The sequence below is a fragment of the Rubrivirga litoralis genome (genome assembly GCF_031846415.1).
In the GTDB taxonomy this organism is placed as follows: Bacteria; Bacteroidota; Rhodothermia; order Rhodothermales; family Rubricoccaceae; genus Rubrivirga; species Rubrivirga litoralis.
Window position 1 is genome coordinate 19,597 of record NZ_JAVRHT010000020.1, and the last position, 18,486, is coordinate 38,082.

An 18,486-nucleotide genomic window follows, 5' to 3' on the forward strand; every position below is an offset into this window, starting at 1 on the left:
CCCTGCCGCGAGGGCGGGGTGGCGCCGGGCGGGGCGGCGCGCCTTCGCCTGCTACACGTCCACGCCGACGCGCGCTTTTGCGGGCGGGGCGGCGTCGGGGTACCGCCTCATCTCCTCGCGGGCCACGACCGTCTTGTGCACCTCGTCCGGGCCGTCGTAGATGCGCGCGCCCCGCTCGTGGCGGTACCAGAACGCGAGCGGCGTGTCGTCCAGGACGCCCAGCCCGCCGTGGACCTGGATGGCCCGGTCGAGGACGCGCTGGAGCGTGTTGGCGACCGTGAACTTGATGGCGCTGATCTTGCCGCGTGCCGCCTTCGCCCCGTCGCGCTCGATGGCCTCGGCGGCGTCGAGGACCAGGAGCCGCGCGGCGTCGGTCTCGGCCCGACTCTCGGCGATCATGAACTGGACGGCCTGCTTGGTCGCGAGCGGCGTGCCCGGGGCGATCTCGCGCGCGGCGGCGTAGCGGCACAGGAGGCTCAGCGCCCGCTCGCACACGCCGACCCACCGCATGCAGTGGTGGATGCGGCCCGGCCCCAGCCGCTCCTGCGCGAGCTGGAACCCGCCGCCGCGCGGCCCGAGCAGGTTGGCCTCGGGCACGCGGACGCCGTGGAACCGGATCTCCGAGTGCGAGAACCACCCCTCGGCCTCGTCGCCCATAACCGGCAGCTTGCGGACGTGCTCCAGGCCGTCGGCGTCGGTCGGCACCAGGATCATCGACGCCCGGGCGTACTTGTTGTCGGCGTCGGGGTCGGTCACGACCATGGCCACGGCCCAGGCGGCGCCGTCGAATCCGGTCGTAAACCACTTGTGGCCGTCGATGGTCCACTCGCCGCCCTCCAGCCGCGCCGTCGAGCTCATCACGGTCGGGTTCGAGCCGGCGTGCTCGGGCTCGGTCATCGCGAAGCACGAGCGGACGTCGCCGTCGAGGAGCGGCTGCAGAAACTCCGCCTTCTGCGCGTCGGTCGCGTGTCCGAGCAGGAGCTCCATGTTGCCAATGTCTGGCGCCTGCCCGTTCGTGGCGACGTGGCCGAGCGGGCTCCACCCGAGCGCCTCGGACACGCGGCCGAACGCGGGGAGCGACAGCCCCGCCCCGCCCTCGCTGGCGGAGAGCGCGAGGTTCCACAGGCCGGCCGCGCGGGCGTCGGCGCGGACGTCGGCGAGGCCGGCCCACAGCGTGGCGTAGTCGCTAGCCTGGAGGTGCGCCTCGAGCGGCACGCACCGCTCCGCGACGAACGCGCGGACGCGGCCGAGGAGGGCGTCGAGGTCGGAGGCGGGCGGGGCGGCGGTCATGGCGGGGCGGGGTGGGGGAAGGCGTATGCGTCACCCCAGCCCGGGTTCTGACACGGCCCGAGTCCGCCCCGCCCCGCGCTCAAGTGCCGCCCCGCCCCGCCCGATACCGGCGGGAGCCGAGCCCCACGTATGCCGACGACCCCGACCCCCCTCCACTTCCGCATCCAGCGCGCGCTCCTCGTCCTGGTCGGCGCGGCCGGGCTGGGCGTCAACGTCGGGCTGTACGGCGACGAGTCCGGGTGGTCCCAGGTCGTCGTCACCGTGCTCTACGGCGCCCCGCTCATCGCGGCCCTCGTCGTGACCTGGAGCGCTCGGGTGCGGGCGTGGACGCGCGAGATCGTCCTCGCGACGGCGTACCTGGTCTCCTTTGGCGACATCACCAACATGATGGTGAATGGGGGACCGGAGCGGATGGTGTGGCTCGTCCTCCTCCTCACGGGGACGCCGACCGTTGTCGGCGTCTTTGCGCGCCGGTGGTGGGAGGTGGCGCTCTACGGCGCGTCCAGCGTCGCGCTCCTCGGGGTGGGGTGGGCGGCCGGTCTGATGTCGGGCCGGGAGGCGATCCTCCTCGTCGTCGCCGGAACGATCGCCGCGACGGCGCTCTCGCTCGCGACGGCGGCCCGGGTCTGGGCGGAGGCCGCGCTCCGGGGCTCGAACGAGGACCTGGCGCGGGCGCGGGCCGAGGCCGAGGCCGAGCGCGAGCGCGCCGAGGCGGCGGCCCGGACCAAGAGCGAGTTTCTGGCCTCGATGAGCCACGAGATCCGCACGCCCATGAACGGCGTCGTCGGGATGTCGGACCTCCTCGCCGACACGGCGCTCGACACCGAGCAGGCCGAGTACGTGCGGACGATTCGCACGAGCGCCGACGCGCTCCTCGCGCTCGTCAACGACGTCCTGGACCTCTCGAAGATCGAGGCCGACGGGGTCGAGATCGAGGCCGTCCCGTTCGATCCCGCGGCCCTCGCCCGCGACGCCACCGACATCGTCCGCGTCCAGGCCGCCGCGCGCGGGCTCGCGCTCGCCGTCGAGGTCGGCCACGGCGTGCCCGCGGCGGCCCTGGGCGACCCCACGCGGGTCCGGCAGGTGCTCCTCAACCTGCTCTCGAACGCCGTCAAGTTCACGCACGAGGGCGCCGTGACCGTGCGCGTGTCGCCCGGGTTGGGCGGGGCGGGGCTCCGGTTCGAGGTCGAGGACACGGGCGTCGGCGTGGCCCCGGGCGCGCTCGATGGCCTGTTCGACCCGTTCACGCAGGCCGACGCCTCGACGACGCGGAAGTACGGGGGCACCGGGCTCGGGCTCGCCATCAGCCGGCGGCTCGTCGAGATGATGGGCGGGGAGATGGAGGCCCAGAGCGCGCCCGGCGTCGGCTCGACGTTCGCGTTCACGGTCGCCGCCCCGCCCTCGGCCGAGCCTGCGCCCGCCGAGTCGGCCCCCGCCCCGCCCGCTGGCGTCGAGCGGCGGGGGCTCCGCGTGCTCGTCGCCGAGGACAACGTGGTCAACCAGAAGGTCGTCGTGCGGACGCTCGACCGGCTCGGCGTCGGGGCCGACGTGGCCGCCGACGGAGCCGAGGCGCTCGCCGCGCTCCACCGGGCGGCCGGGGCGGGGCGGCCGTACGACGCGGTCCTCATGGACGTCCAGATGCCGACGATGGACGGCCACGAGGCCACGCGCCGGCTCCGCGCCGAGCTGCCGCCGGGCGCCCAGCCCTGGGTCGTCGCGCTGACGGCGAACGCCATGGAGGGCGACCGCGAAGCGTGCCTCGCCGCCGGTGCCGACGCCTACCTCTCGAAGCCGGTCCGCCGCGAGGCGCTCGCGGACGCCCTCGACGCGGCCGCGGCCGACCGCCCCGCCCCAGCGCTCGCCGCCTGAAACGGCCGCCTCCCCGCCCGCACGATCGAATCCGGGGGCGGGGTGGCGGCCCCTACATCCCCGGCGTGCCGACGAGCTGGCCGCCGTCGATGCGGAACCGCGAGCCCGTCACGAACCGGCTGGCGTCGGACGCGAGGTAGAGCGCGAGCGGGGCGATCTCCTCGGCGTCCGCGATCCGGCGCAGGGGCACGAGCTGGAGCGTCTGCTGGGCCGCCCGCTCGTCCTCCCACAGGACCGACGAGAACTGCGTCTTGACGAACCCGGGCACGACGGCGTTCACGCGGATCTGGTCGCGGGCCAGCTCGGCGCCGAGCACCTCGGTAAGCATGAGCACGGCGGCCTTCGAGACGCAGTAGACGCCCATGCCGGGCAGCGCCCGCTCGCCGGCCACGCTCGACATGTTGATGACCGAGCCGCCGCCCCGCTCGGTCATCGACGGCACGCAGGCGCGGATCGTGCGGAAGTAGCCCTTCACGTTGACGTCGTAGGTCTTGTCCCACTGCGACATCTCGCTCGTGAGAATCGGCCCGTAGTGCGGGTTCGTCGCCGCGTTGTTGACGAGCACGTCGACGCCGCCGTACTCGCTCGTGACGCGGTCGACGAGCGCGGCCACGCCCTCGTCGCTCCCCGTGTGCGCGGCGACCGCGAGCGCCTCCCCGCCCTCGGCGCGGATGGCCTCGGCGACGGCGTCGAGGTCGGCCTGCGTGCGGCTGGCGAGGGCGACCGACGCGCCGGCGGCGGCGAACGCCTCGGCGATCGCGCGGCCGATGCCGCGGCTGGCGCCGGTGACGAGGGCGATCTTGCCGTCGAGGCGGAGCGAGTGGGCGTCGGATGGGGCGGGGCGGTCGGGCATGGCCGGGGCGGGGTGGGGGAGGAGAGCGCCTGCTCTGGGCGGGGCGGGCGAACCTACCGCCTCGCCTTTTGGGTCCGCCCCGCCCGCGGTTCGGCGTCGGGGCGGGAGCGCGCTAGCGGGCGGTGAGGGAGTCGTAGAGGGCCGTCGAGGCGCGGTAGAGGCTGTCGATGAGGGCGGGGTCGCCGGCGTCGAGGCGGCCGAAAAGGAGGCTGTCGCGGACGGCCCGCTCGCGCTCCAGGCGGACGCCGGCGCCGATGAGGCTGGGCACGAGCACGCCGCGGACGTCGGCGGCCCTGGCCGCCCGGACGTCGGCGTAGGCCGCCACGGGGAGCCGGGCGGCGACGGTCTCGACCTGCGCCCGCGTCCCGTCGACCAGGAGCCCGACGACGACGGGCGCGTCGCCGGCCGCGGCCCGCTCGGCGGCCCGTGCGTCGGCGTGGTTGCTGACGAGCGACGCGGCCATCATCTGGAGCTCACGCGAGGCCCGGAACGCCTCCAGACCGACCGTGTCGAGCGGGGCGGCCATCCACTCCAGCCGCCCGGGTACGGACAGCCCGGCTCGCATGCCGGTGAGCTGGCCGCGGAACGTGGCGACCGCCTCGGCCAGACTCTCGCGGCCTTCTCCCATCGCGGACCCGGAGACGTTGCGGACTTTGAAGTAGAACCCGACGAGCCGAGCACGATCTGACGGCGGCCCGGGCAACGCCGCCTCAAGGGCGCTCACCGAGACCGGCTCCGCCAGGTACAGGCCGGCCGTGCCCTCCGCGTCCTCCGGCCAGTCCAGGCGGTCGAGCGGCTGGAGGAACGCCCGCCCCTCCTCGGGCGGGGCGGCCTCGGGCGGGGCGGCGGGTGCGTCCTCGACCGGCGCCGGCGGCGCGCACGCGGCGACCGCCCCGCCCGCGACGAGCACGGCGGCGAGCGGCCACCACAGGCGGCGGGCGGGCGGTGCGGGAGCGGCGGGCATGGGCGGGGCGGGCACGGTGGCGAGCGAACCTACCGCCCCGCCCTACGCCTGCGCCTCGACCGCGTGGACCGTGCTCGGGTCCGGCGGCCCGACCTCGGTCCCGCGCCCCAGGTCCTCGTCGAACGTCTTGCGCAGCGGGAGGTCGGGCACGAGGAGCGTCAGGAGCCACCCCGCCCCCACGAACCCGAGCGCGAGCGTGTAGACGTGGCGCGTGGCGAGCGCGTACGCCTGGCGGACCGGCTCCGGCGGCAGCGCGCCCTCGGCCGCGGTCGCGGGCACGCCGCCCTCGACGGGCGGGGCGGCGGCGGCCGAGCCCAGCGCGGTCGTGAGCGTGAGCGCGAGGACGGCGCCCAGCGCGGCCGTCCCCACGGCCCCGCCGATCTGGCGGAAAAACTGCGTCGCGCTCGTCGCCTGCCCCAGCTTCCGCACGTCGACCGCGTTCTGGACGGCGAGCGGGAAGAGCGGGAGCGTCGGCCCGACGCCCAGCCCGCACACGACCATGAGCACGAGGATGGTCGAAAACGAGGTGTCGACCGTGAGCCGGCTCAGCCCGAACACGCCGACGACGAACACGAGCCCGCCGCCCACCATGAACCGCTTGTAGCGCCCGACGCGCGAGACGATCTGCCCGCTGACCGTGGCCCCGAACACGACGCCGAGCGAGAGCGGGATGAGCGCCACGCCCGCCGCCGTCGCGCTCGTCCCCAGGACGTTGACGAGGTAGAGCGGGAGGAACACGACGAGCCCGAGAAAGGCGCCCCCGTAGAAGAACAGGGCGGCGACCGACGCCGAGAACACGCGCTGGCGGAACAGGCCGAGGTCGAGGAGCGGGTCCGACGTCCGCGCCGAGCGCACGGCGAACCCGGCCAAGAGCGCTGCACCGCCCGCGAGCAGCCCCAGCGTGACCGGCCCGGCCCACGGGTAGGCCTGCTTGTCGAGCTGGAGCGCGAGAACGAACGGGACCAGCCCGCCGACGAGGAGCGCGGCGCCGAGGTAGTCGATCCGCCCGCCCCCGACGGGGTCGAACCGCGGCATCCGGCGGAGCACGAACCACAGCGCGAGGGCTCCGAACGGGAGGTTGACGTAGAACACCCAGCGCCACCCCGCCACGCCCGGAATGATGCCGTCGGCGTGGTCGGTGAGGAAGCCGCCGAGGAGCGGCCCGAGCACGCTCGCGATCCCGAACGCCGCGCCCACGAACCCCTGGTACTTGCCGCGCTCGGCCGGCGGGAACAGGTCGGCGATGACGATGAAGGCCATCGCGAAGAGGCCCGCCCCGCCCACGCCCTGGAGCGCGCGGAACACGATGAGCTGCGTCATCCCGTCGCCCAGGACCGGCAGCGGCCCGAACTCGCCGGCCAGCCCGCACAGCGCGGACCCGACGAGGAACAGGCCGATGGCCCAGATCTCGACCGTCCGCCGGCTCGCGATGTCGGCCAGCTTCCCGTAGATCGGGACCATCGCCGTGGACGCCAGCAGGTAGGCCGTCGCCACCCAGGCGTAGCGCGTGACGCCGTCGAGGTCCTCGACGATGCGCGGGAGCGCCGTCGCCACGATCGTCTGGTCGAGGGCGCCGAGGAACAGCGCGAGCAGGACGGCGAACAGCGTGACCAGGCGGTCGCGCTGGGACAGGTCGGCAGCGGGCATCGGGCGGGCGGGGCGGCAGCAGGGGCAGCCTTTCTAACGTCTCAGGTGGCGGGGTGTCCGGCCGCGCCGAAACCTCACGCCCGCCCGCCCCGCTCGGCGTCTTCCCGCCGGGCGGGGCGGCGTCCAGCTCGCTCGGCCCGCCACCCCGCCCGGTGGCTCCCGATCCGTGGCCGCCCCGCCCGCGCCGAGGGCAGGCAGGCGTGCCCCAATGCGGACACCATGCATGATGTCCCCACGAACCGTGGCCGCCGCGCTCCTGCGGGCGGGGAGGCCGTCTTCCGCTTCCCGCCGTCACCCCCGCACGTCCAGCAGCCGCCGGCGCACGGACGGGACCCGCCACCCCGCCCGCAGCACGGCGTCGCGGACGGCGGCGAGCGGGGCGGGCAGCGTCACGAGCCGCCCCAGGCGTACGGCCTGGCGGACCGTCGCCTCGACGTGCGGGCGGCGCTCGGCCTCGTAGGCGTCGAGCGTCCCGAGGGCCGCCCCGCCTTGCGCGACGGCGGCGGCGAGCGGGGCGAGCGCCCAGGCGTCGCGCAGGCCGGCGCCCAGCCCTTGCCCCAGGAACGGCGGCATCTGGTGCGCCGCGTCGCCGGCCAGCACGACCCGCCCCGCCCGCCACCGCTCGGCGACGAGATTGTGGAACGTGTACACCGCTGCCCGCTCCACCTCGGCGGCGTCCGGGTCGACGTGCGGCGCGAGGAGCGCGCGGACGGACGCCGGCCGGCACATGATGTCGGCGTCCTCGCCTGGGCGGAGCCGAAACTCCCACCGTCGGCGCGGGTCGGGGAACGGGACGTAGGTCGAGGGCCGGGCGGGGTCGGCGATCTGGAGCAGCCGGCGGGGCAGCCGCTCGCGGGCGGGACGGTCGACGAGCGCGTCGACGACCAGCCACGCCTGTTCGAACCCGCCGCCCGCGAGCGCGACGCCGGCCGCCTCGCGGACCCGGCTGCTCGCCCCGTCGCACCCGACGACGAGCGCGGCTTCGACGGCGAACGCCCCGCCCGGTCCGACGCCGCTCACCGTGATCGACTCGCCGGTCTGCGGTCCGCCGGTCTGCGGTCCGCCCCGCTCGCGGATGGACTCGACGGCGTGGCCCAGGCGGACGTCCACCGTCGGCAGCGCGGCGAGGCGGCGGCGGAGCGCGCGCTCGACGTCGGGCTGGTACATCAGGACGCCCGCGGGGAAGCCGGGCGGGGCGGCCTGGGCGGGGCGGCCGCGCAGGAGCAAACGGCCGCGCCGGTCGACCAGGTCGAACCCGTCGAGCGGTCGGCCCAGCCCGGCCGTCTCGACGCCGGCGGCGGCGAGAACGCGGAGGGCCTCGCCGTCCAGGTGCGCCGCGCGCGGCGTGCTGTGCGGAGCGGCGTCCCGCTCCAGCACCACGACGCGGACGCCAGCGGCGCCGAGGAGCGCGGCGAGCACGCCGCCCACGGGTCCCAAGCCGACGACGACGACGGGCAGCGGAGCGGCAAGCAAGGCGGAGGGCGGGGCGGAGCGAGCGACGCCGTCTGACCCGCCCCGCCCGCCGAGGTGCCCGGGCGGGGCGGCCCTCGGGCGGCGGCGTCTGAAACACCGCCCCGCGCAGCCGATTCAACCCAGCTCCCTCCTCTCCCCACCCCGCCCCTCATGGCCGACCAGTCCATCAAGAAAATCGATTCCTCCGCCTCGCCCCAGGGCGAGCTCGGGCAGACCTACCTCGTCAGCGGCACGTCCGTCGCCATGCGGCTCTGGAAGGAGTCGGCCGGCGAGGCCGGTGAGGATCACACGCGGCCGTACGAGACGGTCGGGTACGTGATCGAGGGCCGCGTCGAGGTCCACGTCGGCGACGACGTCGTCACGTGCGGAAAGGGCGACAGCTACCTCGTACCCGAGGGCACCGTCCGCCACTACAAGGTGCTCGACGACCTCACGGCTGTCGAGGCGACCTCCCCGCCCGCTCGCGTCAACGACCGCGACGACGGCTAGGGCCGGCGGCAAACTCTTTGCGAGCCGGGTGCAACACGCGCCCAGCTCGTTTCGTTGGGTGCACTTTACTCGGCAAAGTCAGCCCGCCCCGCTCCCATGCTTACCTCCCCGCCCCGCCGTCTCGCCCTCGCCGTCGCGCTCGGCGGCTGGTGCGCCGCCCTCGTCGGCGTCCGCATCGGCCTCACAGGGTCCGGTTTCGGCCTGTTTCTCGGGTGGAACCTGTTCCTCGCCGCCGTCCCGCTCGCCGCCTCCACGTGGCTCGTCCGGCTCGACCGCCGGGGCGCGGGCGGGGCGGCGCTCGTTGCTGTCGGGGCCGTGTGGCTCCTGTTCTTCCCCAACGCTCCGTACATCCTGACCGACCTCGTCCACCTGCGGGGCCGCCCGCCGGTCCCGTTCTGGTACGACCTCGCGGTCTTGCTCTCGGCGGCCGGCGTGGGGCTCCTGGCCGGCTACGTGTCGCTGGCCGACGTGCAGGGCGTGGTCGCGCGGCGCTGGGGCGGGGCGGCCGGGTGGGCGTCGGCCGTGGGCGCCCTGTTCCTCGGCGCGTTCGGGGTCTACCTCGGCCGCGTGCTCCGGTGGAACTCGTGGGACCTCCTGACCACCCCGCTCGGGCTCGCGCGCGACGTGCTCGGCCCGGTCCTCGCGCCCCGCGCGCACCTCTCGGCCGTCGTCGTGACACTCGTGTTCGGCGGCATGCTGACGGCGGGCTACGTGGCGCTCCGCGCGCTCGCCGCCCCGCCCGCGCGCTAGCGGCGTGCTCTACGCGCTCTCGATCTGGACGCTCGCAGCGCTCGCCGTCCTGCTCACCGTGGTCCTCGTCACGGTCGGGAGCGGGGTGGTGCTGGCCGGAGCCGCCCGCCGCTGGGTCCGCGTGGCCGAGCAGGAGTCGCCGCCGCTGACGGGTGGGCGGGCCGTCGCCGACGCGGTCGGCACGTTCATCGTAGTCCTGGGCCTGCTCTGCTGGGCCGCGGTCGGGGCCGCGTACGCCGGCCTGTCGGTGCCGCCCGTGCGCCGGTGGATGCTGAGCGGCCCTCCGCCGCTCGACCAACTCGGCGGCGGCCCGTTCGCGTTCTGGTCCCTCCTCCTGCTCGGCGTGGGCGGGGCGGTGTGCCTCGCCGCCGGCCTGTGGACGAAGGCGGACGCGTGGGACCCGGCGGACCCCTATGGGCCGGACTGACGTTTCTCCGCCCCGCCCGCTGTATGGTGTCCGTTCTCACGGCAGCACGCTACCGCTCCAAACATCCACCTCAGTCATGGCTCACGTAACCATTTCGGAAGACTCTCTCCGCCAGATGCTGCGTCAAGCCGTCGCGGACGCCCTCGACGACCGTCGTGATCTTCTCCGCGACGTGATGGCGGAGGTGCTGGAAGACGTCGCGCTGGCCGAAGCGATCCGAAGCGGCCTAGAGACCGACCGCGTAGAGCGAGACGACGTGTTCGCCGCTCTGGACGGAGCCTCGTGACGACAGCCTTCCGCACGAGCTTCCTCCGAGACCTCAAGAAGCTGAAGGACCAGCGAGTCCGGGGGCAGGTCCGTGCGGTGATCGAGTCCGTGGAGTCGGCCGCTTCCCGTAGCGACGCGACCGCGCCTGCACGCCCGCCCCGCCCCGCCCGCTACTCGATGGCGTCGACCGTCTCGACGGTCACGTCGCCGAACGGGGCGAGCTGCTCCTCGACGGCCGCCCGGTCGCCCACGACGACGATTGCGAGGTCGTCGCTGCGGAGGAGGTCGCGGGCCGTCCGCTGGACGTCATCGGGCGTGACGGCGTAGACGCGCTGGACGTAGCCTTCGAGGTAGTCGCGGTCGAGCCCGTGGAGGTCCAGGAAGGCCAGGAACGAGGCGATCCCGCCGGGCGACGAGTTCTGCAGCACGAACGTCCCGGCCAGGTAATTCTGGATCCCCTCCAGCTCGTCGGCCGAGGGCGGGGTGGTGGCGAGGCTGTCGATCTCGTACAGGATCTCGCGGATGGCCGGGCCGGTCGACTCGGTCACGACCGCCGCGCTCTCGGCCCAGTAGCCGTCGCGGAAGCGGACCGAGACCGACGAGCCCGGGCTGTAGGTGTAGCCCTTGTCCTCGCGGATGTTGCGCGTGATCCGGCTCCCGAAGCTCCCGCCGAGCAGCGCGTCCGTCACCTGGAGCGCCACGTAGTCGTCGGCGTCGGCCGAGGGGTCGATGGTCGGGAGCCCGACGTAGACGTTCGACTGGGCGGCCCCGGGCTGGTCGACGAGGACGACGCGCCGCCCCGCCCGCGCCTCGGGCGGCGTCGGATCGGCCGGCGCCACGTCGGCGGCCCAGTCCCCGAACGCCTGGCGGACGGCGGCCTCGGTGTCGCCCTCGTCGAACTGGCCGACGACGTAGAGGTGCGTCCGCGCCGGGCCGACGTGGGCTTGGTAGAAGGCGCGGACCGCGTCGGCGTCGGCGGCCTCGAGGTCGGCGGCGACGGGGAGGACGACGGAGGCGTAGGGGTGGTCGCCGTAGAGCGTCTTGCGGAACGCGGCGAGCGCGACCGTCCCCGGCTGCGAGCGGCCGACGGCGGCGGCGCGGAGCCGGTCGCGGCGGATGCGCTCGAAGGCGTCGTCGGGCAGGGCGGGGCGGCGGAGCACGTCGGCCGTCAGGCGCACGAACTCGGGCACGAACTCGGCGAGCACGCGGCCGCCGATCGTGGTCTGGTCGAGCCCGGCGCCGGCCGAGACCGCCCCGCCCATGGCGGCGGCGGCTTCAGCGACCTCCTCGGCCGAGAGCGTCTCGGTCCCCTCGGTCAGCAGGTCGGCCGTGAGGTCGGCCAGGCTGTTCTGTCCCGGCCCCTCGTCCACGTTCCCCACGCGGACGACGGCGAGCACGTTGGCCTTCGGGATCGCGCCGTAGGGGACGAGCGTGACGCCGAGCCCGTTGTCGAGCGTGAACGTCCGCCCCTCGGGGAGGTCGAACGGGCGGGGCGGCCCGGGCGCGGGCGGGGTGGCGGGGAAGCTGGCTGCGCCTTCCCCTGCGGAGGTCTGGGCGCTCGCGGTCGGTGCGAGAGCGGCGAGCAGGAGCAGGGCGAGGGCGGGGAGGAGGCGGGTCATGAGGGCGTCGGCGTCGCGGCGTTGCAGGCAACGCCGGTGCGGGGCGGGGCGGCGGGACGAGGCAGCGGGGCGGGGCGGTGTCAGGTCCCTGCGCCGGCGGCATCGAGCTCGATCACGGTCCGGTTCTCGTCGCGGAGCACGCGCTGGGCGGTCCGCCGGATGAGCCCCGGCGTGACGGCCTCGAAGCGGTCGAGGACCGTGTTGATGCGGTCGGGGTCGTCGTCGAAGAGCGCGAACGAAGCGAGGAGGTCGGCGCGGCCGAGCCCGAACGTGCCGCCGAGCGTGTCGTAGAACTCGGACCGGAGCTCGACCTTGGCGCGGGCCAGCTCCTCGGGCGTGACGCCCTCGCGGGCCACGCGGTCGAGCTCGCGGTCGATGAGCGCCAGGACCGAGTCGGCCGGCGTCGACGCGTCGTGGACGAGCCAGGCCGACCACAGCGTCGGGCCGTTGTAGTTGAACAGGTTGCCGAGCGGCCAGTTGATGCCGCCGTCGACGCTCGCCGTCACGCCGGCCTCGCTTACGAGCGCTTGGTGGAGGCGGGAGTCCTCGCCGCCGAGGAGGATCTCGTTGAGGAGCCCCATCGCGTAGTACGCCTCGGAGTTGCGGGGCGGCATGTGGTACCCGAAGGCGAGCGCCGGCCGCTGCGCGAGCGAGTCGACCTTCGTCGCGCGCTTCTCGGCCTCTTGCGGGGGCTCCGAAATGTCGGGGATGGGCGGCACGTCGGCGCGCGGGATGCCGCCGAAGTAGCGCTCGACCCACGCCTCCGTTTGCCCCACGTCGATGTCGCCCACGACCACGACGACGGCGTTGTTCGGGGCGTAGTAGGTGTCGAAAAACTGCTGGACGTCGTCGAGCGTGGCCGCTTCGAGGTCGCTCAGCTCACCGTAGAAGTTGTGGGCGTTGTACCAGTTCTCGTTGGCCGTCTGGGGCAGGTCCAGCCACGGGAACCCGCCGTACGGCTGGTTGATGACGTTGACGCGGACCTCGTTGGAGACCACCCCCTGCTGGTTGGTCAGGTTCTCCTGCGTCACGTCGAGCCCGCGCATCCGGTCGGCCTCGGCCCACAGCATCGTCTCGACCGTGTTCGAGGGGACGATCACGAAGTAGTTCGTAAAGTCGAATCGGGTCGACCCGTTGAGGACGCCGCCGTTGCGTTGGACGAGGCCGATAAACTCGTTCTTGCCCAGGTGCTCGGACCCCTGGAACATCATGTGCTCGAACAGGTGCGCAAACCCGGTCCGGTCGCGGGGCTCGATGCGGAACCCGATGTTGTAGTACACCGCGACAATCGCCGTCGGCGCCGAGCGGTCGACGGAGAGGACGACCTTCAGCCCGTTGTCGAGCGTGTCGTAGACGACGGGGACCTCGAAGTCCGTGTCCGCGGGCTCGCCCATCTCCTCCTCGGTCAGCGGCTCGAACGCCGGCTCGGTCGACGGCGGCGGCTCGGGCGCCTCCAGGACGGTGACGCCGGACGAGCAGCCGGCGGCGAGGACGAGGACGGTGGCGAGGAACAGGGCGCGCATGGCGGGGCGGGGTGGGGGCTCTCGGGCGGGGCCAACTTCGCCCACCGGAGGGGGTTGGGCAACGGCCCCGCGCGCGGGACGGTCTCCGCCCCGCTCAGGCGCCCCGCCCCAACGCAGACCGCCCCGCCCTCGGCGGAGAGGGCGGGGCGGGGCGGGGCGGGGCGGGGAGGTGCCGAGCGGATTTGAACCGCTGTGACAGGTTTTGCAGACCTGCGCCTAACCCCTCGGCCACGGCACCAGAGACCCGAAGCTACGACCGCCCCGCCCGGGCGGGATAGACCAGCCACGAAGACCGCGGGCCTGCCAGGACTCGAACCTGGAACCCTCGACTTAGAAGGTCGACGCTCTATCCTGTTGAGCTACAGGCCCACACGCCCCGCTAGGGCGGGGCGGTGTCGGGGCGGCCGGACTTGAACCGACGACCTCTGCGTCCCAAACGCAGCGCTCTACCGGACTGAGCTACGCCCCGAGGCGGCCGCCGCGGCGGCCACGCCCGAAGATACGCGGCGTCCTACCTTGCCGCCGCCCCGCTTCCGCGACGCCGACCGCCCCGCCCGTGCCCGCTCCGCCGCCCCGCCCCGACGCCGCCCGCGACGTGGCCCTCCCGCTCCGCATCGTCTGGGCGGCCGTCCTGGGCGGGGCGGCCGCGGCCCTGGGCACGATGGGGTGGCTCGCGCTCGCTCGGACGGTGCCCGCCCCGCTCGCCGACCGGGCCGAGGGCGCGTTCTACGTCGTCGCTCTGATCGGCGTCGTGGGGACCGCCGGCGCCTTCGCGCTCGTGCACCGGATGGAGCGGCGGCTGGGGCGGGCGGGGTCGGCCGCCGAGGCCGAGCGGACCGTTCGGCTCCACACAGTCGCCGCCCTCGCCGCCGCCGAGGTGCCGGCCCTCGCCGGCGCGCTCGCGGCGTTTCTCACCGGCGACCTCCTCGCCCTCGCGTTCGGGGCGCCACTGTTCGCCTTCGCCGCCTTCCTCTGGCCCAGCGACGACCGCGTGGGCGCGTGGCTCGGCGCCCGCCACCGCTAGCCGCCCCGCCCGTGCGCGCAAAAAAAAGGCGGCCCCGCCGAGCAGGGCCGCCTGGGGGCGGGGTGGCGCCGGAGGCTCTAAGCGGCCTGGGCCGCCTTGAGCTCGTCCTGGACGTTGCCCGCCTCGACCATCTTCGAGCGGAACTCGAACTGGCCGTTCTGCTTCTTCGAGGACACGATGATCTTCGCCATCTGCTTGGCCTCCTGGGCACCGCGGTTGGTCCGCTGGTTCTTCGAGACTTTCTTCGCCATGAGTCTGGGGGTCTGGTGGGGCGGGGCGGTCTAACGGACGGCCGCCGTCCCTATTTGATCTCGCGGTGCAGCGTGTGCTTCCGGAGGACCGGGTTGTACTTTTTGAGCTCGAGCCGGCCGGTCGTGTTCCGGCGGTTCTTCATCGTCGAGTAGCGCGACGAGCCCGGAGCCTCGGTGCACTCGAGCGTGACTTGGTGGCGGACGTCTTTGCCCTTGGCCATCGTCTCGGGGGTCTAGGGTGAGCGGGGGACGTTCTAAACGAGGGACGTTCCCTTGGCGCGCGCTTCGCGGAGCACGGCCGAGATCCCCTTCTTGTTGATCGTCTTGATCGTCTGCGCCGACACGCGGAGCGTGATCCAGCGGTCCTCCTCGGGCACGTAGAACCGCTTCTTCTGGAGGTTCACGTTGAACCGCCGCCGCACCTTGTTGTTGGCGTGGGAGACGTGGTTGCCGAACATCGGCTTCTTGCCGGTGATCTGGTCGGTTCGTGCCATCGGATCGGGGCCGAGCGGGGAGGGAGCAAAACGACGCCCCGCCGCTGGACAGCGCGCGGAGCGGAGTCGGGGAAGGTACGGGCCGCCCCGCCCGCGGCCAAACGCCAGGGCGCCCAAGCGTGTGAGTCTGGGGCGAAGACGAGGGGAAGGGCTGATCCGTGGCGGCGGATTCGTTCCGCCCGCGATCCCGCGAGCAGCGGGCGGGGCGGTCTCGAACAGCGCCACCCCGCCCGGCGACGGGCGCAGAAACGCAGTTCGCCGCGCCCGACGCGGGCGGGGTAGACACCGGCCGCACGGCCGCCCCGCCCATGCACCACGGGGCGGGGCGGGCGATTGCGTCACCTGCCACCTCCAGAGCAACATGCAGGTAGGGACAGGGTACTCGGTACGAGGTGCGTGAGCGCCGAGGTCAGATCGGACCGTACCTCGTACCCGGTACCCCGTACCCACCCGGAGGGCGCTCTAAAACAGCCCGAACCGGAGCTGCACCGCGTGCGCCCGCCGCCGCCGCTGCCCCATCAGGCGTCCGTCCTCGACCCCGTAGGTCGCGTAGGCCAGGCGCGCAAAGCGCGTCACGAGCGCCGCCCCGCCCGACGCCATCCCCTGGCTGAGCCCCGCTTGCACCTCGACGAGCCCGCCCAGCGTCGCCCGCGCCCCGCCGCGGAGGCCCGCCCGGACCGACTGGTCGTACTCGGCCGTCGACGCCGAGGTGTAGTCGAGGGCGAGCGCCGCCCCGCTCACGCCCGGCCCCTCGGGGAGCCGGAACGCCGCGCCGACGCGGAGGGCCGCCCCGCCCGCGCGCTCGGCGAAGCGGGCCTGGAGCGCCGCGATCTCGGCCGCGTCGTCCGGGTCGTCGGCCGAGCCGGAGACGGCGAACGACCGCTCGTAGCCGTAGGCGATCGCCCGGCCGAGGCCCGACACCTCGGCGCCCAGGTCGAGGCCGCGGACGCCCACGTCGCGCGCGAGCACGCCCAGCCCGACGCGGAGGCCGTCGCCCCGGAGCACGTACAGCTTTTCCGAGTCCGGGTGGAACGCGTCGAGCGCCTCGCCCTTGGCCGTCAGCCGCCGCTGGACATAGGTCGCCGACGCCCCGACGCTTACCGGGACCCCGAACGGCGTCAGGTCGGCCCCGACGACCGCCGGGACCAGCACGTCGGCCTGGCTGTAGAGGTCGACGTAGGGGACGCCCGCCCCGCCCCCCAGCACCTGCCCGCGCGTCACGGCGTGGCCGTAGAGCCCGACGCCGAACGCGACGCCGCCTACGCGAGCGCGGACCGACGGCGCCAGGACCGCCACGTCGAGCGTCTTCTGCGCGCCGCCCACGCGGAGCGCCTCGGCGTAGAGGGCTTCGAGCCGCTCGGGGTCCTCGTCCCGCATCCGCTCCAGTCCCTCGTCGAGGGCCGGGCCGAGGTCGCGGTCGTAGAAGTCGTACGTCTCGCGGAGGTTGCCGCCGGCCCCGGCCGTCACGCCGGCGACGCTCAGCGCGAGCCGGCGCGTGCCCGCGATGTGGGCGGGGTTGGCCAGGAACGGCGAGTCGAACGTGGGTAGCGCGGCCACCGCCCCGCCCGCCGCCAGCCGCGGGAGGTCGGGGAGGCCGACGGCGTCGTCCTGCGAGAGCGCCCCGAAGGGCTGGGCGGCGACGGAGCCGGCCGCCAGAGCGAGAGTGAGCGCGAGGAGCGGGCGGAGCCGCAGGGCGGGCAGCGTGGGCATGAGCGGGGGGACGAGCGTAGGCGGGGCGGGGCGGGGTGCGTCTCGGGCGGGGCGGCCTACGATTCGTCGCAGTAGTCGCCGACCGCGCGCTCGACCTCGTCGTAGGCGTCGAGGGCGATGTCCGCGACGTCGCTGCCGGCCGCGTCCTCGCCCAAGAGGAAGGCGCGGGCGTCGAGCGAGAGGAGCGCCTGGCCGAACCCGGCGGCGGCCTCGCGGGCGCTCGCCTCCAGGGCCGCCTCGTCGTCGGCGCAGACGCCCACGGACCCGTCGGCCAGGCGGTACCACGTGGCGGTCCGGTCGGCGGCCTCGGCCAGGCGCGTGTAGCTCGACACGAGCTGCGTGAGCCCGTTGACGGCTAGGGCCTGGCGGACCTGCGTCTCGCTCAGGTCCCGCGCGCGGAGGTCGCGGAGCGCTCCGTCGCGGTCGTACACGAGGGCGCCGCCGGCCACGCTCTGGCACACGTCGAAGCCCCGGATCGCGGACGGGACGACCGAGCGGAGGGCCTCGTCGGCCTCGCGGATGCGGGCGTCCTCGGCCTTGAGCTTGGCGTACCCCCCGACGTCCGCCAGGCCGAACGGCACCGCCGCCGGGTCCGACGCGTGCTCGCACGCCCCGTTCGGAGTGGCCTGTGCGCGGCGGGCGCCCCCGGCCTCGGTGCTCCCCGCTTGCTCGGTCATAAACCGGGCGATCCGGTCGATGTCCAGGACGCCGACGCCGCCCTGGTCGAGGAGCGTGGTCGCCAGCTCGACGCGCACCTCGGCGTTTTCGGGCTCCCGTTCGAGGGCGCCGCGGAGGAGGAGGGCCGCCGCCTCGTAGTTCCCCTTGCCCCGCTCGACGACGGCGTCGTTGAGGGCCGTCTCGACATTCGTGAAGGCGGCGCCGCCGGTCTCGTCGCACGCAGCGAGCGGGAGGAGGACGAGGGCAGCGAGGATTGTTCGGAGGCGGGGCATCGGAGAGGGGCGGGGTGGGGCCGAGGGGCATCGGCGGAGCGTGCGTGGGCACAAATCACCCCGCCCCACGTCCGCCCCGCGTAACGGGATCGCCGGTCATACCGCCCCGCCCGCGGACCAGAGGCGGCGCATGCGCGCCCAGAGCCGTGGCGTCGCAGGGCGCGGGCGGGGCGGCCCGGCGAACGGCCTGAAAAAGAGACACGTCCGTCTCCGATCCTCCCCACCCCGCCCCGCCGGTCCGGGGACCCGAGTCGCACCCGTGCGCTCGGTGCGTGTGGAGCGTCGTCGGGCGTGGGGCGTCGGGGCCGCCGTAGACGGGGCGGGGCGGGGCGGGCACGGCTCGGAGCGGGAGCACGGCCTATCTTTTGCCCCACGCCCGCGTCCGGTGTTTTCCCCGCACGTCCCGCTCATGGCGTTCCTCCTCTCGGCTCCCCATCGCCTCGCGCTCATCGGCGTGCTCGCGCTCGTTTTGGGCGCGGCCGGGGGCCGGCAAGAGTCGACCGACGACGTCCTCGAGCAGGTCAAGGCTGGGCTCGAGCAGGCCGACCCGGGCGCCGTGCTGGGCCGCGCCGATGCCCGCGTCGAGGTGGTCCTCTTCGGGCGGGGCGGGACCGTCCGCCGAACGCAGGCGGTCCACGTGCTCCGCGACTTTTTCCGCCGGTACCCACCGGACCGCGTGGCGATCGCTGAGCGGTCGTCGAGCGAGGACGGGCTCACGGCCATCTGGCGCTACTGGACGGCCGAGGACGGCCAGCCGCTCAACGTCCGGGCCGTTCACCGCGAGGGCGAGGGGGGCTGGAGGCTGGTCTCGCTCCGCGTCGAGCGGCGCTCGGCCCTCCGCGGCGGCCGCTGACGCCCGCCGGGGGGCGTGCTAGCTTCGCCCGGC

At 74.6% G+C, this 18,486-nt stretch carries 19 protein-coding genes and 3 tRNA genes; 7 read left to right on the plus strand and 15 right to left on the minus strand.

Features of this window, described 5'->3' with window-relative positions:
- Positions 1–51 precede the first annotated feature (51 nt).
- A complete protein-coding gene (locus RM540_RS09625; RefSeq protein WP_311663524.1) occupies positions 52–1,290 on the minus strand; it encodes an acyl-CoA dehydrogenase family protein in 1,239 nt (412 codons plus the stop codon).
- Positions 1,291–1,419: 129 nt separating this feature from the next.
- Here RM540_RS09625 and RM540_RS09630 point away from each other — a divergent pair, with 129 nt between their 5' ends.
- Positions 1,420–3,159 carry an ATP-binding protein gene (locus RM540_RS09630; protein WP_311663526.1) on the plus strand — a complete coding sequence of 580 codons (1,740 nt, stop codon included), beginning with the start codon at positions 1,420–1,422 and terminating at the stop codon, positions 3,157–3,159.
- Positions 3,160–3,211: 52 nt separating this feature from the next.
- Here the strand turns inward: RM540_RS09630 and RM540_RS09635 are convergent, their stop codons facing one another.
- From RM540_RS09635 to RM540_RS09650, 4 genes are all read right to left on the minus strand, one after another.
- Positions 3,212–4,012, minus strand: a complete 801-nt coding sequence (locus RM540_RS09635) for an SDR family NAD(P)-dependent oxidoreductase (protein WP_311663528.1) — start codon at positions 4,010–4,012, stop codon at positions 3,212–3,214.
- Between the two features lie 112 nt (positions 4,013–4,124).
- On the minus strand, positions 4,125–4,976 hold the full coding sequence (locus RM540_RS09640) for a hypothetical protein (RefSeq protein WP_311663530.1): 852 nt from the start codon (positions 4,974–4,976) through the stop codon (positions 4,125–4,127).
- 42 nt (positions 4,977–5,018) lie between these two features.
- On the minus strand, positions 5,019–6,623 hold the full coding sequence (locus RM540_RS09645; RefSeq protein ID WP_311663532.1) for an MDR family MFS transporter: 1,605 nt from the start codon (positions 6,621–6,623) through the stop codon (positions 5,019–5,021).
- A gap of 291 nt (positions 6,624–6,914) precedes the next feature.
- A complete protein-coding gene (locus RM540_RS09650) occupies positions 6,915–8,096 on the minus strand; it encodes a bifunctional 3-(3-hydroxy-phenyl)propionate/3-hydroxycinnamic acid hydroxylase (RefSeq protein ID WP_311663534.1) in 1,182 nt (393 codons plus the stop codon).
- A gap of 150 nt (positions 8,097–8,246) precedes the next feature.
- Here RM540_RS09650 and RM540_RS09655 point away from each other — a divergent pair, with 150 nt between their 5' ends.
- The 4 genes from RM540_RS09655 to RM540_RS09670 all read left to right on the plus strand — a co-directional run bounded on the left by RM540_RS09655 (position 8,247) and on the right by RM540_RS09670 (position 10,048).
- The gene (locus RM540_RS09655) at positions 8,247–8,585 is read left to right on the plus strand and encodes a cupin domain-containing protein (RefSeq protein WP_311663536.1); all 339 of its coding nucleotides are present in this window, start codon (positions 8,247–8,249) and stop codon (positions 8,583–8,585) included.
- Positions 8,586–8,681: 96 nt separating this feature from the next.
- Complete coding sequence (locus RM540_RS09660; protein ID WP_311663538.1) at positions 8,682–9,335, plus strand: DUF1361 domain-containing protein; 654 nt, start codon at positions 8,682–8,684, stop codon at positions 9,333–9,335.
- 4 nt (positions 9,336–9,339) lie between these two features.
- Positions 9,340–9,762 (plus strand): hypothetical protein, encoded by a 423-nt coding sequence (locus RM540_RS09665; RefSeq protein ID WP_311663540.1) that lies wholly within the window; start codon positions 9,340–9,342, stop codon positions 9,760–9,762.
- Positions 9,763–9,838: 76 nt separating this feature from the next.
- Positions 9,839–10,048, plus strand: coding sequence for a hypothetical protein (locus RM540_RS09670; RefSeq protein WP_311663542.1), 210 nt, complete (start codon positions 9,839–9,841; stop codon positions 10,046–10,048).
- Between the two features lie 151 nt (positions 10,049–10,199).
- Here RM540_RS09670 and RM540_RS09675 read toward each other — a convergent pair whose 3' ends face one another.
- The 5 genes from RM540_RS09675 to RM540_RS09695 form a co-directional block, all read right to left on the minus strand.
- Complete coding sequence (locus tag RM540_RS09675) at positions 10,200–11,648, minus strand: M16 family metallopeptidase (RefSeq protein WP_311663544.1); 1,449 nt, start codon at positions 11,646–11,648, stop codon at positions 10,200–10,202.
- 80 nt (positions 11,649–11,728) lie between these two features.
- The gene (locus RM540_RS09680; RefSeq protein ID WP_311663546.1) at positions 11,729–13,171 is read right to left on the minus strand and encodes a M16 family metallopeptidase; all 1,443 of its coding nucleotides are present in this window, start codon (positions 13,169–13,171) and stop codon (positions 11,729–11,731) included.
- Positions 13,172–13,338: 167 nt separating this feature from the next.
- A tRNA-Cys gene (locus RM540_RS09685) sits at positions 13,339–13,409 on the minus strand.
- 57 nt (positions 13,410–13,466) lie between these two features.
- A tRNA-Arg gene (locus RM540_RS09690) sits at positions 13,467–13,540 on the minus strand.
- A gap of 26 nt (positions 13,541–13,566) precedes the next feature.
- Positions 13,567–13,640: transfer RNA gene (locus RM540_RS09695), tRNA-Pro, on the minus strand.
- A gap of 87 nt (positions 13,641–13,727) precedes the next feature.
- Here RM540_RS09695 and RM540_RS09700 point away from each other — a divergent pair.
- Positions 13,728–14,195: a hypothetical protein gene (locus RM540_RS09700; RefSeq protein WP_311663548.1), complete on the plus strand. Its 468-nt coding sequence runs from the start codon at positions 13,728–13,730 to the stop codon at positions 14,193–14,195.
- A gap of 77 nt (positions 14,196–14,272) precedes the next feature.
- Here RM540_RS09700 and RM540_RS09705 read toward each other — a convergent pair whose 3' ends face one another.
- The 5 genes from RM540_RS09705 to RM540_RS09725 all read right to left on the minus strand — a co-directional run bounded on the left by RM540_RS09705 (position 14,273) and on the right by RM540_RS09725 (position 17,600).
- Complete coding sequence (locus RM540_RS09705; RefSeq protein ID WP_311663550.1) at positions 14,273–14,446, minus strand: hypothetical protein; 174 nt, start codon at positions 14,444–14,446, stop codon at positions 14,273–14,275.
- A gap of 50 nt (positions 14,447–14,496) precedes the next feature.
- On the minus strand, positions 14,497–14,667 hold the full coding sequence (rpmG, locus tag RM540_RS09710) for a 50S ribosomal protein L33 (RefSeq protein WP_311663552.1): 171 nt from the start codon (positions 14,665–14,667) through the stop codon (positions 14,497–14,499).
- 33 nt (positions 14,668–14,700) lie between these two features.
- Entirely contained in the window at positions 14,701–14,940 is a 240-nt protein-coding gene (rpmB, locus tag RM540_RS09715; RefSeq protein ID WP_311663554.1) for a 50S ribosomal protein L28, read from the minus strand.
- A gap of 462 nt (positions 14,941–15,402) precedes the next feature.
- Complete coding sequence (locus RM540_RS09720; protein ID WP_311663556.1) at positions 15,403–16,650, minus strand: hypothetical protein; 1,248 nt, start codon at positions 16,648–16,650, stop codon at positions 15,403–15,405.
- Positions 16,651–16,706: 56 nt separating this feature from the next.
- On the minus strand, positions 16,707–17,600 hold the full coding sequence (locus tag RM540_RS09725) for a tetratricopeptide repeat protein (protein WP_311663557.1): 894 nt from the start codon (positions 17,598–17,600) through the stop codon (positions 16,707–16,709).
- 409 nt (positions 17,601–18,009) lie between these two features.
- Between RM540_RS09725 and RM540_RS09730 the strand changes: the two genes are divergently transcribed.
- Positions 18,010–18,453, plus strand: coding sequence for a DUF4783 domain-containing protein (locus RM540_RS09730; protein WP_311663559.1), 444 nt, complete (start codon positions 18,010–18,012; stop codon positions 18,451–18,453).
- Positions 18,454–18,486: the final 33 nt, after the last annotated feature.

Excerpts from the sequence above, each read along its gene's own strand:
- RM540_RS09625 (WP_311663524.1), bottom strand. The coding sequence starts at position 1,290 with ATGACCGCCGCCCCGCCCGCCTCCGACCTCGACGCCCTCCTCGGCCGC.
- RM540_RS09720 (WP_311663556.1), bottom strand. The coding sequence starts at position 16,650 with ATGCCCACGCTGCCCGCCCTGCGGCTCCGCCCGCTCCTCGCGCTCACT.
- RM540_RS09635 (WP_311663528.1), bottom strand. The coding sequence starts at position 4,012 with ATGCCCGACCGCCCCGCCCCATCCGACGCCCACTCGCTCCGCCTCGAC.
- rpmB (WP_311663554.1), bottom strand. The coding sequence starts at position 14,940 with ATGGCACGAACCGACCAGATCACCGGCAAGAAGCCGATGTTCGGCAAC.
- RM540_RS09675 (WP_311663544.1), bottom strand. The coding sequence starts at position 11,648 with ATGACCCGCCTCCTCCCCGCCCTCGCCCTGCTCCTGCTCGCCGCTCTC.
- rpmG (WP_311663552.1), bottom strand. The coding sequence starts at position 14,667 with ATGGCCAAGGGCAAAGACGTCCGCCACCAAGTCACGCTCGAGTGCACC.
- RM540_RS09630 (WP_311663526.1), top strand. The coding sequence starts at position 1,420 with ATGCCGACGACCCCGACCCCCCTCCACTTCCGCATCCAGCGCGCGCTC.
- RM540_RS09645 (WP_311663532.1), bottom strand. The coding sequence starts at position 6,623 with ATGCCCGCTGCCGACCTGTCCCAGCGCGACCGCCTGGTCACGCTGTTC.
- RM540_RS09705 (WP_311663550.1), bottom strand. The coding sequence starts at position 14,446 with ATGGCGAAGAAAGTCTCGAAGAACCAGCGGACCAACCGCGGTGCCCAG.
- RM540_RS09660 (WP_311663538.1), top strand. The coding sequence starts at position 8,682 with ATGCTTACCTCCCCGCCCCGCCGTCTCGCCCTCGCCGTCGCGCTCGGC.
- RM540_RS09730 (WP_311663559.1), top strand. The coding sequence starts at position 18,010 with ATGGCGTTCCTCCTCTCGGCTCCCCATCGCCTCGCGCTCATCGGCGTG.
- RM540_RS09725 (WP_311663557.1), bottom strand. The coding sequence starts at position 17,600 with ATGCCCCGCCTCCGAACAATCCTCGCTGCCCTCGTCCTCCTCCCGCTC.
- RM540_RS09640 (WP_311663530.1), bottom strand. The coding sequence starts at position 4,976 with ATGCCCGCCGCTCCCGCACCGCCCGCCCGCCGCCTGTGGTGGCCGCTC.
- RM540_RS09655 (WP_311663536.1), top strand. The coding sequence starts at position 8,247 with ATGGCCGACCAGTCCATCAAGAAAATCGATTCCTCCGCCTCGCCCCAG.
- RM540_RS09680 (WP_311663546.1), bottom strand. The coding sequence starts at position 13,171 with ATGCGCGCCCTGTTCCTCGCCACCGTCCTCGTCCTCGCCGCCGGCTGC.
- RM540_RS09670 (WP_311663542.1), top strand. The coding sequence starts at position 9,839 with ATGGCTCACGTAACCATTTCGGAAGACTCTCTCCGCCAGATGCTGCGT.